Raw genomic sequence first — 14,935 nt, 5'->3', positions numbered from 1 at the left:
GTTTACTCCGCAGTGGTCGCCAGTTGGCGCAGTACGGCCATGGCGCGTTGGGCATCGGCGCGGCCGACAAACAGATGATCGTGGTAAAAACCGGCAATCACGTTGCAACTGATGCCGGCCGTGCCCAGGGCGCCGGCAAAAGCGGCGGTCAGGCCCACGGCTTCCAGGGCCGAATGCACATTTAAAGTGATCCAGGCGGCGATGTATTCGAACGCCAGTCCAGCCTGTTCTGCCTGTTGGCGTTCCACGATCAGGGTCAGGCCTTCCTGTTCGCGGAAGCTGCCAATCACTTCGCAGCCTGGCGGGATACGGGCGTCGGGCAGGGTACAAAACACGTAGTCACCGTCATTGAGGTGTGGGCTCATGCTGCGCAGCAGGGTTGCCAGGGCGGTTTCGCCGGCCATGGGGTGGTTCCTTATTAAAGAGAGGCACTGCTGGCTATTGTCCCGGCGTAGGTTGTATAAGAAAAACCAATATTACTGATCGCTCATTAGAGAAACTGATGTTCGACTACAAATTACTGTCCGCCCTGGCGGCCGTGGTGGAGCAGGCCGGCTTTGAGCGCGGCGCCCAGGTGCTGGGGCTGTCGCAGTCAGCGATTTCCCAGCGCATAAAACTGCTGGAGGCGCGTGTCGGTCAGCCTGTGCTGGTGCGAGCTACGCCACCGACACCCACCGAAATCGGCCGTCGCCTGCTCAACCATGTGCAACAGGTGCGTCTGCTGGAACGTGACCTGCAGAGCCAGGTGCCGGCGCTGGACGACGAGGGCATGCCCGAGCGCTTGCGCATCGCCTTGAATGCCGACAGCCTGGCCACGTGGTGGGCCGAGGCCGTCAGCGCTTTTTGCGCCGAACAGCAGTTGCTGCTGGACCTGGTGGTGGACGATCAGACGGTCAGCCTCAAGCGTATGCGTGCCGGCGAAGTGGCGGCGTGCATCTGCGCCAGCGAACGCCCGGTGGCCGGTGCCCGCAGTCTGTTGCTCGGCGCCATGCGTTATCGCGCGCTGGCCAGCCCGGCTTTTATTGCGCGGCACTTTCCAAGCGGAGTGCGCGCCGACCAACTGGCCCGCACCCCGGCGCTGGTGTTTGGCCCGGATGATTTCCTGCAACACCGCTACCTGGCATCGCTCGGTGTGGACGGTGGTTTCGAACACCATTTATGCCCCTCCTCCGAAGGCTTTATCCGTCTCACGGAGGCTGGGCTGGGCTGGGGCCTTGTCCCCGAATTGCAGGTGCGCGACCAGCTGCAAAAAGGCGTACTCGTGGAGTTATTGCCAGATAAGCCGATCGATGTGCCGTTGTACTGGCATCATTGGCGCAATGGCGGGCAACTGCTGAACCTGTTGACCGGCCATCTGGCTCAGGTGTGTGGTCAATGGTTGGTGCCGTTGGAGTGACGGCACGCGTCAAGGCAATAGCGATGAAAAATGAAAGGACACGGGGTAATACATGAAAATTCTGGTCACCGGCGCAAGCGGCTTCATCGGCGGGCGCTTTGCGCGTTTCGCCCTGGAGCAGGGCTTGGACGTGCGGGTCAACGGGCGGCGCGCCGAAGGCGTCGAGCACTTGGTCCGGCGCGGTGCCGAGTTTATCCAGGGTGACCTGAGCGACGCCGACCTGGTGCGCGAACTGTGCCGCGATGTCGAGGCCGTGGTGCACTGCGCCGGTGCCGTGGGGCTGTGGGGCAAGTATCAGGATTTCCACCAAGGCAACGTGCTGGTCACCGAGAATGTGGTCGAGGCCTGCCTCAAGGAGCGGGTCGGGCGTCTGGTGCATTTGTCCTCGCCGTCGATCTATTTTGACGGCCGCGATCACTTGGGCCTGACCGAAGAACAAGTGCCCAAACGCTTCAAGCATCCCTATGCCGCGACCAAATACCTGGCGGAACAGAAAGTGTTCGGTGCCCAGGAATTCGGTCTTGAGGTGCTGGCGTTGCGCCCGCGCTTTGTGACCGGGGCGGGCGATATGAGCATTTTCCCGCGCCTGCTCAGAATGCAACGCAAGAACCGTCTGGCCATCGTCGGCGACGGCTTGAACAAGGTCGACTTCACCAGCGTGCACAACCTTAACGAAGCGTTGCTCAGCGGGCTGCTCGCCACGGGCTCGGCGCTCGGCAAGGCCTACAACATCAGCAACGGCGCGCCGGTGCCGGTGTGGGATGTGGTGAATTATGTGATGCGCCAAATGCAACTGCCTCAGGTCACCCGGTATCGTTCCTACGGGTTGTCCTACAGCATGGCAGCGTTGAACGAAGCATTCTGTGCAATGTGGCCCGGTCGACCGGAGCCTTCGCTTTCGCGTCTGGGCATGCAAGTAATGAACAAAGATTTCACCCTCGACATCAGTCGGGCCAGGCATTATCTGGACTATGAGCCCAAGGTCAGCCTGTGGGCCGCCCTCGACGAGTTCTGCGGTTGGTGGAAGGCCCAGGACCCGAGCGGCGGCTGAGGTCACAACCGGCAACACACCGGGAACCGAATGTGCGGTGCCCGGTCGATCAATGCGGCGCGAGTGCGGTTTATACTCCCGTCGCTCGGCGTTCCAGCCAGCCACTTCGATGATTCAGGGTTGATCCATGCGTAACGATGCCAACGACGATTTCGACAACGTTCCCAGCCTGCGGGCCGACCACGGGGACGACGAGGATTTCGAACCGACCCCCGCCACGTCGGTGCGCTCGCGCACCACGCCCGTGGTCAAGGTCAAGAGCGCCAGCACCGGCCCGCTGTGGGCCTTGGTCGGCGCGTTGCTGATCGCCTTCGCCGGCCTGGCGTGGTGGAGCTTCCAGCAGATTTCCCTGATGGGTCAGCAATTGGTTGCGACCCAGGAAAGCTTTGCGCGCATCAGTGAAGAAGCGGCCGGGCGCCTGCAGGATATTTCCGGCAAGGTGGTAGCCAGCGAGGCCAACGTGAACAACGGCAGCGAGGCGCTCAAGCAACAGATTAAACAGCTGGAAGCTCAATTGATGGAGCAGGGTAAGCAGCAGGTAGGCGTGGCCGGCCAGGCCACCGAGCTGGACAAACGTCTGGCCCAGATGACCGCCAGCACGACCGACCTGTCCAACGCCAACGCCAAGCTGCAAGGCCAGGTGCAGGCCCTGACCGATGCCGTGGCAACCCTCAAGGCCGCCCAGGGCGATGCCGGCAAGCGCGATGCGGAACTCAAGGAGCTGGTCGCCGATGTGGCCGCCTTGAAAAAACAGGGCAATCCGAGCGCCGCGATTGCCCGTATCGAGCAGGAGCTGGTCGTGCTCAAGAGCGCGCAGGAGACGCAACCGCTCAACAGCGATGCGCCTACCAATAAGGAATTCGATGTGTTCCGCATCCAGACCACGCGCAATATCACCACCTTGCAAAGCCAGGTGCAGAACCTGCAGCGCCAGATCGGCACGCCTGCCCAGTGATCGCACAAGTAAATGTCACCGTCTGGTGACATTTTCCGTCTCCTTCGTTACTTGCCCTCCGGTTGCCCTTGTTTAGACTCCGGTCATCCTACAAAAAACAATAAGGGCCACCCATGACCACCCAACCACTGCCTGCCAGCAGTTGGCTGAATGCACCTGCCCATCACGCCTGGCTCGCTGCTGAAGGCCAACGTCTGCTGGGGTTCGCCAAGGCGTCCCGAGTGCCCGAAGGCTTCGGCAACCTCGACGCCACCGGCCAGTTGCCCGCCGACGCCCGCGCCGAAACCATGAATACCGCCCGCATGACCCACAGCTTCGCCATGGCCCATGCCATGGGCTTGCCCGGTTATGCCGATCTGGTGGCCCATGGTGTCGCCGCCCTCGGCGGCCCGTTGCGCGACCCTGAACACGGCGGTTGGTTTGCCGCGCCCCGTGCGGTGGATGGCAATCGAGGCAAGGCCGCCTACCTGCACGCATTCGTGGCCCTGGCGGCCAGTTCGGCGGTGGTAGCCGGCACACCGGGGGCTCAACAGTTGCTCAACGATGCGATGCATATCATCGAGCAGTTTTTCTGGAGCGAAGAGGAGGGCGCGATGCTTGAGTCCTTTGCCCAGGACTGGAGCGGCCTGGAAGCCTATCGCGGCGCCAACAGCAACATGCACGCCACCGAAGCCTTTCTCGCGCTGGCCGATGTCACCGGCGACACGCGCTGGCTGGACCGCGCGCTGCGCATCGTCGAGCGCGTGATTCACCAACACGCCGCCGGCAACCAGTTCATGGTGATCGAACATTTCGACGTGCACTGGCAACCTTTGCTGGCCTACAACGAAGACAACCCCGCCGACGGTTTTCGCCCCTATGGCATCACGCCTGGCCATGGCTTCGAGTGGGCACGGCTGTTGCTGCACCTGGAGGCCGCGCGCCTGGAAGCTGGCCTGCCCACCCCGGCGTGGCTGCTGACTGACGCCAAAGGCCTGTTCGCCAGTGCCTGCGAATATGCCTGGGCCGTGGACGGTGCTCCCGGCATTGTCTACACCCTGGACTGGAACCACCGCCCGGTGGTGCGCGAACGCCTGCACTGGACCCACGCCGAGGCCAGCGCCGCCGCCCAGGCTCTGCTCAAGCGCACCGGTCAATTGCACTACGAAACCTGGTACCGGCGTATCTGGGAATTCTGTGACAACCACTTCATTGACCGCGGCGACGGCAGCTGGCACCACGAACTCAACCCGCACAACCAGCCCAGCAGCAGGATCTGGGGCGGCAAGCCTGACCTGTACCATGCCTGGCAAGCGGTGGTGCTGCCGGCACTGCCGTTGGCGCCCAGCATGACCAGCGCATTGAGCGCCGGTACTTATGTCACCAAGTGGTGACGTTTGTGCATCCCTTTGTTACCTGCGCCCTGAAAATCCATGTTTAAACTCCGTGCAGCGCAAGCCTAAGACTTGCATGCATAACAACAAAAAAAGGTACTCAGATGAACGCGATTAATCGCCTCGCCGTTGCTATTTCCGTTGCCTCGTTGTTCCCCCTCAGTGCATTTGCCGCCGACTCCAAAGGTACGGTGGAAGTGGTGCATTGGTGGACCTCGGGTGGCGAAAAAGCGGCTGTGGATGTCCTGAAGGCCCAAGTTGAGAAAGACGGCTTCACCTGGAGAGACGGTGCCGTCGCCGGCGGCGGTGGCGCCACTGCCATGACCGTGCTCAAGAGCCGTGCCGTGGCCGGCAACCCACCGGGTGTAGCCCAGATCAAAGGCCCCGACATCCAGGAATGGGCGTCCACCGGCCTGCTCGACACCGACGTGCTCAAAGACGTCGCCAAAGAAGAGAAGTGGGATTCCCTGCTCGACAAGAAAGTCTCCGATACCGTGAAATACGACGGTGACTACGTTGCCGTGCCGGTCAACATCCACCGTGTGAACTGGCTGTGGATCAACCCGCAAGTCTTCAAGAAAGCCGGTATCACCAAGAACCCCACCACCCTCGAAGAATTCTACGCAGCCGGCGACAAGCTCAAGGCCGCGGGCTTTATCCCGCTCGCCCACGGTGGCCAGCCTTGGCAGGACAGCACCGTGTTCGAAGCGGTAGTCCTGTCGGTGATGGGCGCCGATGGCTACAAGAAAGCCCTGGTCGACCTGGATAACGCCGCGCTGACTGGCCCGGAAATGGTCAAGGCCCTGACTGAGCTGAAGAAAGTTGCGACCTACATGGACGTCGACGGCAAAGGCCAGGACTGGAACCTGGAAGCCGGCAAAGTCATCAACGGCAAGGCCGGTATGCAGATCATGGGTGACTGGGCCAAGTCCGAGTGGACCGCCGCCAAGAAAGTCGCCGGCAAGGACTACGAGTGCGTAGCCTTCCCAGGCACCGACAAAGCCTTCACTTACAACATCGACTCCCTGGCGGTGTTCAAGCAGAAAGACAAAGGCACTGCGGCCGGTCAGCAGGACATCGCCAAAGTCGTGCTGGGTGAAAACTTCCAGAAAGTCTTCAGCATCAACAAGGGCTCGATCCCTGTTCGAACCGACATGCTCAATGAAATGGACAAGCTCGGCTTCGACTCTTGCGCCCAGACCGCGGCCAAAGACTTCCTGGCCGATGCCAAGACCGGTGGCCTGCAACCAAGCATGGCGCACAACATGGCCACCACCCTGGCCGTGCAAGGCGCGTTCTTTGATGTCGTGACCAACTACATCAACGACCCGAAAGCCGACCCGGCCGACACCGCCAAGAAACTTGGCGCTGCGATCAAGTCTGCCAAGTAGGAACTCGCTACAAGCTGCAAGTTACGAGCTGCAAGCGGGCGCGGTATGTCTTGACGCTTGTAGCTTGCCGCTTGTAGCTGCCTTCAGTCTTACTATTGGATTTCCCCATGAGTTCTGTTGCTGTGTTCAGCAAAGCCTCGCCGTTCGATGCACTGCAGCGCTGGCTACCTAAACTGGTGCTGGCGCCCAGCATGTTCATCGTGCTGGTGGGCTTCTACGGCTACATCCTGTGGACGTTTGTACTGTCGTTCACCACGTCTACATTCCTACCCAGTTACAAATGGGCCGGTCTTGCGCAATACGAGCGGTTGTTCGACAACGATCGCTGGTGGGTAGCGAGTAAGAACCTGGCGCTGTTTGGCGGCATGTTCATCGGCATCACCCTGGTGATCGGCGTGACACTGGCGATTTTCCTCGACCAGAAAATCCGCCGCGAAGGCTTTATCCGCACCATTTACCTGTACCCGATGGCGCTCTCTATGATCGTCACCGGTACCGCCTGGAAATGGCTGCTCAACCCGGGCATGGGCCTGGACAAACTCCTGCGTGACTGGGGCTGGGAAGGTTTCCGCCTGGACTGGCTGATCGACCCGGACCGCGTCGTTTACTGCCTGGTGATCGCGGCTGTATGGCAAGCCTCGGGCTTCATCATGGCGATGTTTCTCGCTGGCCTGCGTGGTGTTGATCAATCGATCATCCGTGCGGCCCAGATCGATGGCGCCAGCCTGCCGCGCATCTATTGGAGCGTGGTGCTGCCCAGCCTCCGTCCGGTGTTCTTCAGTGCGGTCATGATCCTGGCGCACATTGCGATCAAGAGCTTCGACCTGGTGGCGGCCATGACCGCCGGCGGCCCGGGCTACTCGTCCGACCTGCCCGCGATGTTCATGTATTCGTTCACCTTCAGCCGTGGCCAGATGGGCATGGGCTCGGCCAGTGCAATCCTGATGCTCGGTGCGATCCTCGCGATCATCGTGCCTTACCTCTACTCCGAGCTGAGGACCAAACGTAATGACTAGTTTCGCTTCCAAACCTGCCATCAGCCTGAGTCGCATCGCGATCTACGCAGTGCTGATCCTTGCGGTGCTGTTGTACCTGGTGCCGCTGGTGGTGATGCTGCTCACCAGCTTCAAGACCCCGGAAGACATCAGCACCGGCAACCTGCTGAGCTGGCCGACCGTGGTTTCCGGCATCGGCTGGGTCAAGGCCTGGGATACCGTGGATGGTTACTTCTGGAACTCGATCAAGATCACCGTTCCGGCCGTGCTGATCTCCACCGCCATCGGCGCGTTGAATGGCTATGTGCTGTCGTTCTGGCGCTTCCGGGGTTCGCAGCTGTTCTTCGGTTTGCTGTTGTTCGGCTGCTTCCTGCCGTTCCAGACCGTGCTGCTGCCGGCATCGTTCACCCTCGGCAAGATGGGCCTGGCCAGCACCACCACGGGCCTGGTGTTTGTGCACGTGGTCTACGGCCTGGCGTTCACCACGCTGTTCTTCCGTAACTACTACGTGAGCATCCCGGATGCGCTGATAAAGGCCGCACGCCTGGACGGTGCGGGTTTCTTCACCATTTTCCGTCAGATCATTCTGCCGATGTCGACGCCGATCATCATGGTCTGCCTGATCTGGCAGTTCACCCAAATCTGGAACGACTTCCTGTTCGGCGTGGTGTTCTCCAGCGGCGACTCGCAGCCCATCACGGTGGCGCTGAACAACCTGGTCAACACCAGCACCGGGGCCAAGGAATATAACGTGGATATGGCGGCGGCGATGATCGCCGGGCTGCCGACCCTGTTGGTCTATGTGATCGCAGGCAAGTATTTCGTGCGCGGCCTCACGGCCGGCGCGGTCAAGGGGTAATCATGGCTACGCTTGAACTTCGCAATGTAAACAAGACCTATGGCGCCGGCCTGCCCGACACCTTGAAGAACATCGAACTGTCGATCAAGGAAGGCGAATTCCTGATTCTGGTCGGCCCTTCGGGTTGCGGTAAATCCACGCTGATGAACTGCATCGCCGGCCTGGAGACCATCACCGGCGGCGCGATCATGATCGGCGATCAGGATGTCAGCGGCATGAGCCCCAAGGATCGCGACATCGCCATGGTGTTCCAGTCCTACGCCCTGTACCCGACCATGAGCGTGCGCGAGAACATCGAATTCGGCCTCAAAATCCGCAAGATGCCCCAGGCCGATATCGACGCCGAAGTGGCTCGCGTGGCCAAGCTGCTGCAGATCGAACACCTGCTCAACCGTAAGCCGGGCCAACTCTCCGGCGGCCAGCAACAGCGCGTGGCCATGGGCCGGGCCCTGGCGCGTCGGCCGAAGATCTACCTGTTCGACGAACCGCTGTCCAACCTCGACGCCAAGCTGCGTGTCGAGATGCGCACCGAAATGAAGTTGATGCACCAACGCCTCAAAACCACCACGGTTTACGTGACTCACGACCAGATCGAAGCGATGACCCTGGGCGACAAAGTGGCGGTCATGAAGGACGGCATCATCCAGCAATTCGGTACGCCGAAAGAAATTTACAACGACCCTGCTAACCTATTTGTGGCAAGCTTTATCGGTTCACCACCGATGAACTTCGTTCCTATGCGTCTAAAACGCAAAGACGGAAGGCTGGTGGCGCTGCTCGACAGCGGCCAGGCTCGTTGCGAGTTGCCACTGGGGATGAACGACGCCGGGCTGGAAGACCGCGATGTGATCCTGGGCCTGCGCCCGGAGCAGATCGTGCTGGCGGCGGGCGAGGGTAACGGCTCGTCGAGCATTCGTGCCGAAGTCCAGGTCACCGAGCCCACGGGCCCGGACACCCTGGTATTCGTGCAGCTCAACGACACCAAGGTCTGCTGCCGCCTGGCGCCCGATGTGGCGCCGCAGGTGGGCGAGACCCTGACGCTGCAGTTCGACCCGGCCAAGGTCCTGCTGTTTGACGCCAATACCGGCGAGCGCCTGGGCACAGTCGCCGCATTGCCGGTACCGGGGCACGCCGACAACGTGACCCAGTTCAAGGGCCGCTGAGTAAGATAAGTTGTTGTTTTAGTTAAAAAATGTAACCCGCGTTAGATAAAAACAGTTTAATAACAATAAAGACGAGGATGTAGGGATGAAAAAGCAGCACAACAACACTCGGCTGATCTGCCAACTGTCAGCAGCAGCAGCCCTGGTATTGTCCGCCAATGCGATGGCGGCCGATGCCTTCAGTGCCGACTCCAAGTGGATGACCGGCGATTGGGGCGGCGAGCGTACCAAGCTGATCGAGCAAGGTATCGACATCAAGGCCGACTATGTCGGGGAGATGGGCTACAACGCCCACGGCGGTTACAACAACGACAAGACCGGTCGCTACTCCGACCAGTTCGGCCTTGGCGTGGCACTGGACCTGCAAAAACTGTGGGGCTGGGATAACACCCAGGCCAAGATCCAGCTGACCAATCGTAATGGCCAGAACATTTCCAACGACCGTATCGGCGACCCACGTGCCGGCACCTTGAGCTCGTCGCAGGAAGTGTACGGCCGTGGCCACATGGTGCGTCTGACCCAGTTCTGGATCCAGCACCAGATGTTCGACAACAAGTTGGACGTAAAACTGGGCTACTTCGGTGAAGGCGAAGACTTCAACACCTTCCCGTGCGACTTCCAGAACCTGTCGTTCTGCGGCTCCCAGGTCGGTAACTACGTCAACACCTGGTACAACTGGCCAGTCAGCCAGGCGGCTATCCGCGTGAAGTACAACATTACGCCTGAGCTGTACGCCCAGATCGGCGCCTACAACCAGAACCCATCGCAGCTGGAGCATGGCAATGGCTTCAAGCTCAGCGGCAGCGGCACCAAGGGTACTGTGATCCCGGTTGAATTGGTCTGGTCGCCGAAGGTGAATAACCTGCCGGGCGAATACCGTGTGGGTTACTACAAGAGCGCAGCCGATGCTCCGGACGTGCGTAAGGACGTCAACGGTGGCGATGCGGTCCTCAGTGGCGCTGACTTCCGTACCCGCAGCAGCAAGAAAGGCTACTGGTTCGTTGCGCAGCAGCAACTCACCACCCATAACGGCGACGCGTCGCGCGGCCTGAACATCGCAGCCAACGCCACCTTCCACGACAAGGAAACCAACCTGGTCGACAACTATCAGTCGCTCATGCTGGTGTACAAAGGCCCATTCGATGCGCGTCCAAAAGACGACGTCGGCATTGGTGCCGCGCGTCTGCATGTCAACAACGACGTGAAGCGTAACTCTGAGCTGCTCAACGCCGCGAACGGTGTCAGCGATTACGACAACCCGTTGTACACGCCGATCCGCGAAACCGAATACAACTTCGAACTCAACTACGGCTTCCACGTCACCAACTGGCTGACCGTACGCCCCAACCTGCAATACGTCGTGCAACCTGGCGGCGTGGACAAAGTCGACAACGCGCTGGTGGCTGGCCTGAAAATTCAGTCTCAGTTCTAACGCTGGTGCGATAAGCTCCTTCTCTCTGTGCGCATTTTGCGGATAGCCATGGCTATCCGCTTTTTTTTGCGCAGCACTGTGATACAGGACCGTGGCACATGCCTGAGCATCCGCTGCAACGCTTTTTCAAATCCCTGCGCCCGCGCCCCGTGTTTGCCTGGGAGCGCTTTCAGATGCGCGATGTATTGGTGATCGACCATCCGCTGTGCCAGGCGGTGTTCAGTCGCCAGGGCGCGCAACTGCTGCATTTTCAGCCCCGTGGCCAGAAACCCTGGCTATGGTGCGCGGCCAAGTGGCCGCAGGTCGGCGCCATTCGTGGCGGCGTGCCGGTGTGCTGGCCCTGGTATGGCCGCCACCCCAGCGAAAACGCCTGGCCGTCCCATGGCTGGGCCCGGCTGATCGACTGGAAGCTGCTCGACAGCAGCAACGACGACGAAGGCGTGCGCCTGCACTGGCAGTTGCAACTGTGTGACTGGCAGGTGGACCTGCACGCGCACCTTGGCGAGACCCTGGAATTGCGCCTGAGCACCGAGCATCAGGACGAACTGCCATGCCAGTTGAGCCATGCATTGCACGCTTACTGGCGTATTGGTCACGTCGACGAGATAGCGCTGTCTGGGCTCGACGGTGCGCAAGGTTACGATCAGCTCAATCGCCAGGTGTGTCAGCAGGAGGGCGAGTTGCGCGTGGAGGGCGGATGTCAACGGGTGTTTCAGCACGAGGGCGAACTGCACCTCAAGGATCACGCCTGGCAGCGCGAACTGTGCATCGATACTGGCGAGAGTGCCGACACCGTGGTGTGGCATCCGGGCAGTCGACCATTGTTGGGCGTGAGCTTTAACGAGGCGTCAGGGTTTGTGTGCGTGGAGTCGGCGATGGCCGGGGCGAGCCTGGCGCCGGGGGAGAGGGCGCACCTGAGTTTGCAGGCTCGGGCTGGAGTTTAGCGTTGTTGCTTATGGCCTTATCGCGGGCAAGCCCGCTCCCACATTTGGAACGCATTCCCCTGTGGGAGCAGCGGGCTTGCCCGCGATGGCGGCGGTATTGCTGGTAGCGATTGGAGCTTAGTTAAACTCATCCCCCACCGGATACCGGCTGTCATTCAAGCTCTCTTTGATCTTGCGCAAATGCGGCTGGAAATCCACGCCGCGGCGTAACGTCATGCCGGTGGCCAGCACGTCCAACACCGTCAGCTGAATGATCCGCGACGTCATCGGCATATAGATGTCGGTGTCTTCCGGCAATGGAATATTCAGGCTCACGGTACTGGCCTTGGCCAGTGGCGAGTTCTCGGCGGTTACACCCAGTACCGATGCACCGTTTTCCCGCGCGATGCGCGCCACTTCCACCAACTCGCGGGTACGCCCGGTGTAGGAAATGATCACGAACAACTCACCGGTATGCGCCACCGAGGCGATCATGCGCTGCATCAGCACATCGGCATGGGCGGTGACCGCCAGGTTGAAACGAAAGAACTTGTGCAAGGCATCCATCGCCACCGGGGCCGAAGCACCGAGGCCGAAGAAGTGGATCTGCCGGGCCTGAATCAGCAAATCCACGGCCTTGCTGATCAGGTTAGGGTCCAGGGCCTGGCAGGCGCTGTCCAGGGAGGCGATGGCGCTGCCAAAGATCTTCTGGGTGTAGGCTTCGGGGTTATCATCGGCTTCCACGGCGCGGCTGACGTACGCCGCGCCACTGGCCAGGCTTTGCGCCAGCTGCAATTTGAGTTCAGGGTAACCGCTGACGCCAAATGAGCGGCAGAAACGGTTGACCGTCGGTTCACTGACCGAGGCGGCCTGGGCGAGGGCGGCGATCGAGAAGCGTGTGGCCTGCTGCGGGTTGAGCAGGATGACTTCAGCGACTTTGCGCTCTGCCTTGTTCAAGTCTTCGAGGCGGTTCTGGATCTGCTCCAGAAGATTTCGCACGCGGTCCATTCAGTCTTTCCTTCGGGCGACGATGCAAATTAAGGCGGCAAGCAATCGACGAGCGGCCTGTTGCGGTGGCCTATCCTACTGAGGGTAGCTGAACACCACCACACGCAATGCGTATTTCGGGAAAATGTTGTGGTTATTACTACATTTTTCCTTGAGTGATACCTTGAAAAAAGGTATTTGTAGCTTAACTTGATAAAAGAACAAACATCATGCCTTCGATAACCGTAGAACCCTGCACCTTTGCCCTGTTTGGCGCCTTGGGTGATCTGGCGCTGCGCAAGTTGTTTCCTGCCCTCTATCAGCTTGATGGCGCCGGGCTCCTGCACGATGACACACGCATCCTGGCCCTGGCCCGTGAAGCCGGCTCCGAGCAGCAGCACCTGGCCCATATCGAAAAAGAACTGCGCAAGTACGTCGGCAAGGAACTGGACGAGAGCATCGCCCAGCGCTTTCTGGCGCGCCTGACCTATGTTCACGTCGATTTCTTGAAAGCCGACGACTATGTGGCCCTGGCCGAAAAGGCCGGCACCGAACAACGCTTGATCGCTTACTTCGCCACCCCGGCGGCGGTGTATGGCGCGATCTGCGAGAACCTGTCCAAGGTCGGCCTGGCGGACAACACCCGTGTGGTATTGGAAAAGCCGATCGGTTCGGACCTGGAGTCCTCGCGCAAGGTCAACGACGCCGTGGCGCAGTTTTTCCCGGAAAACCGCACCTATCGCATCGACCATTACCTGGGCAAAGAGACCGTCCAGAACCTGATCGCGCTGCGTTTCGCCAACAGCCTGTTCGAAACCCAGTGGAACCAGCACTACATTTCCCACGTGGAAATCACCGTGGCCGAGCAGGTCGGCATCGAAGGCCGCTGGGGTTACTTCGACAAAGCCGGCCAGCTGCGTGACATGATCCAGAACCACCTGTTGCAGCTGCTTTGCCTGATCGCCATGGACCCACCGGCCGACCTGTCCGCCGACAGTATCCGCGACGAGAAGGTCAAGGTGCTCAAGGCCCTGGCGCCGATCAGCCCGGACGGTCTGACCACCCAAGTGGTGCGTGGCCAATACATCGCCGGCTACAGCGCCGGCAAACCGGTGCCCGGATACCTGGAAGAAGAGAACTCCAACACTCAGAGCGACACCGAAACCTTCGTCGCCCTGCGGGCCGATATCCGTAACTGGCGTTGGGCCGGAGTGCCGTTCTACCTGCGTACCGGCAAGCGCATGCCGCAAAAACTGTCGCAGATCGTTATCCATTTCAAGGAACCGTCCCACTATATCTTCGCTCCCGAGCAGCGCCTGCAGATCAGCAACAAGTTGATCATCCGCCTGCAGCCGGACGAAGGGATTTCCTTGCGTGTAATGACCAAGGAACAGGGGCTGGACAAGGGCATGCAACTGCGCAGCGGCCCGCTGCAACTGAATTTTTCCGATACCTATCGCAGCGCGCGCATCCCCGATGCCTACGAGCGTCTGCTGCTGGAAGTGATGCGCGGCAATCAGAACCTGTTTGTTCGCAAAGATGAAATCGAAGCCGCGTGGAAGTGGTGTGACCAGTTGATCGCCGGGTGGAAGAAATCCGGTGATGCGCCCAAGCCGTATGCAGCGGGCTCCTGGGGGCCGATGAGCTCCATTGCACTGATCACGCGGGATGGGAGGTCGTGGTATGGCGATATCTGAATTGAAACTGCCGCAAGGCGTCAACGCTCATGAGTACCGTACGCCTGCGTTGCTGGCGGACGGCCTGGCCAACGATGTGGCCGAGCAACTGCGCACGGCCATCAGTGCCCGCGGCGTCGCGACCCTGGTCGTATCCGGTGGGCGCAGCCCGGTGGCGTTTTTCCAGAACCTGGCCAAGCAGGGCCTGGACTGGTCGAAGGTCACCATCACGCTGGCCGACGAGCGCTGGGTACCGGTGGAACACGCCGACAGTAACGCCGGCCTGTTGAAGAAGTACCTGTTGCAGGGCCCGGCCGCCAAGGCGCGGTTCCTAAGCCTGTACAGCGCTGCCGCGAACCTTGAAGAAGCTGCCGAGCAGGCCGACCGCCTGCTGGCCGAACTGCCGGCCATCGATGTGCTGGTGTTGGGCATGGGCGATGACGGCCACACCGCCTCGCTGTTTCCCAACAGCCCGAACCTGAACGAAGCCCTGCAGCCCGACGGTACCCGCCGTTGCTGGCCAATGCTGGCGCCGACCGTGCCGCACCAGCGCCTGACCATGAGTCGCGCGTTGCTGGCCACGGCCCACTACACCGTACTGTCGATCTCCGGCAGTTCGAAATTGACCACCTTGAGCGCCGCGCTGGCCGGAGACGATGTCGCCGCCATGCCGATTCGCGCGTTTTTGCAACCTACTTTAGAGATTTACTGGTGCCCATGAGCCAAGGATCAGC

At 60.6% G+C, this 14,935-nt stretch carries 14 protein-coding genes; 12 read left to right on the top strand and 2 right to left on the bottom strand.

Annotation, left to right across the window (positions count from 1 at the left end; genetic code table 11):
• Positions 1-2: 2 nt before the first annotated feature.
• Complete coding sequence (locus QRN10_RS15905; RefSeq protein ID WP_181080107.1) at positions 3-404, bottom strand: ACT domain-containing protein; 402 nt, start codon at positions 402-404, stop codon at positions 3-5.
• A 98-nt stretch (positions 405-502) separates the two neighbouring features.
• On the opposite strand from QRN10_RS15905, the gene QRN10_RS15900 reads away from it, so the two are divergent.
• The 10 genes from QRN10_RS15900 to QRN10_RS15855 all read left to right on the top strand — a co-directional run bounded on the left by QRN10_RS15900 (position 503) and on the right by QRN10_RS15855 (position 11,559).
• Positions 503-1,396, top strand: coding sequence for a LysR family transcriptional regulator ArgP (locus QRN10_RS15900; RefSeq protein WP_181080108.1), 894 nt, complete (start codon positions 503-505; stop codon positions 1,394-1,396).
• 52 nt (positions 1,397-1,448) lie between these two features.
• Positions 1,449-2,447 (top strand): NAD-dependent epimerase/dehydratase family protein, encoded by a 999-nt coding sequence (locus QRN10_RS15895; protein ID WP_181080109.1) that lies wholly within the window; start codon positions 1,449-1,451, stop codon positions 2,445-2,447.
• Between the two features lie 127 nt (positions 2,448-2,574).
• Positions 2,575-3,402, top strand: coding sequence for an ATPase (locus tag QRN10_RS15890; RefSeq protein WP_285428690.1), 828 nt, complete (start codon positions 2,575-2,577; stop codon positions 3,400-3,402).
• 113 nt (positions 3,403-3,515) lie between these two features.
• Complete coding sequence (locus QRN10_RS15885) at positions 3,516-4,775, top strand: D-mannose isomerase (protein WP_285428689.1); 1,260 nt, start codon at positions 3,516-3,518, stop codon at positions 4,773-4,775.
• 104 nt (positions 4,776-4,879) lie between these two features.
• Complete coding sequence (locus QRN10_RS15880) at positions 4,880-6,166, top strand: ABC transporter substrate-binding protein (RefSeq protein ID WP_285428688.1); 1,287 nt, start codon at positions 4,880-4,882, stop codon at positions 6,164-6,166.
• Between the two features lie 107 nt (positions 6,167-6,273).
• Entirely contained in the window at positions 6,274-7,182 is a 909-nt protein-coding gene (locus tag QRN10_RS15875; RefSeq protein WP_003175732.1) for a carbohydrate ABC transporter permease, read from the top strand.
• Positions 7,175-8,020: a carbohydrate ABC transporter permease gene (locus QRN10_RS15870; protein WP_181080113.1), complete on the top strand. Its 846-nt coding sequence runs from the start codon at positions 7,175-7,177 to the stop codon at positions 8,018-8,020. The genes QRN10_RS15875 and QRN10_RS15870 overlap by 8 nt, the downstream gene beginning before the upstream one ends.
• A gap of 2 nt (positions 8,021-8,022) precedes the next feature.
• The gene (locus QRN10_RS15865) at positions 8,023-9,183 is read left to right on the top strand and encodes an ABC transporter ATP-binding protein (protein WP_181080114.1); all 1,161 of its coding nucleotides are present in this window, start codon (positions 8,023-8,025) and stop codon (positions 9,181-9,183) included.
• Between the two features lie 85 nt (positions 9,184-9,268).
• Positions 9,269-10,615 (top strand): carbohydrate porin, encoded by a 1,347-nt coding sequence (locus QRN10_RS15860; RefSeq protein WP_181080115.1) that lies wholly within the window; start codon positions 9,269-9,271, stop codon positions 10,613-10,615.
• A 98-nt stretch (positions 10,616-10,713) separates the two neighbouring features.
• A complete protein-coding gene (locus QRN10_RS15855) occupies positions 10,714-11,559 on the top strand; it encodes a D-hexose-6-phosphate mutarotase (RefSeq protein ID WP_266246506.1) in 846 nt (281 codons plus the stop codon).
• Positions 11,560-11,676: 117 nt separating this feature from the next.
• Here QRN10_RS15855 and QRN10_RS15850 read toward each other — a convergent pair whose 3' ends face one another.
• Entirely contained in the window at positions 11,677-12,537 is an 861-nt protein-coding gene (locus tag QRN10_RS15850) for a MurR/RpiR family transcriptional regulator (protein WP_181080168.1), read from the bottom strand.
• A 218-nt stretch (positions 12,538-12,755) separates the two neighbouring features.
• On the opposite strand from QRN10_RS15850, the gene zwf reads away from it, so the two are divergent.
• Both zwf and pgl read left to right on the top strand, forming a co-directional pair.
• Positions 12,756-14,222, top strand: a complete 1,467-nt coding sequence (zwf, locus tag QRN10_RS15845) for a glucose-6-phosphate dehydrogenase (RefSeq protein WP_181080117.1) — start codon at positions 12,756-12,758, stop codon at positions 14,220-14,222.
• The gene (pgl, locus tag QRN10_RS15840) at positions 14,209-14,922 is read left to right on the top strand and encodes a 6-phosphogluconolactonase (protein ID WP_253509101.1); all 714 of its coding nucleotides are present in this window, start codon (positions 14,209-14,211) and stop codon (positions 14,920-14,922) included. The genes zwf and pgl overlap by 14 nt, the downstream gene beginning before the upstream one ends.
• Positions 14,923-14,935: the final 13 nt, after the last annotated feature.

It is taken from the genome of Pseudomonas sp. lyk4-R2A-8 (genome assembly GCF_030209095.1).
GTDB lineage: Bacteria > Pseudomonadota > Gammaproteobacteria > Pseudomonadales > Pseudomonadaceae > Aquipseudomonas > Aquipseudomonas quebecensis.
The sequence above is the reverse complement of the archived record's forward strand: the minus strand, read 5'-3'. Positions and strand labels throughout refer to the sequence as shown.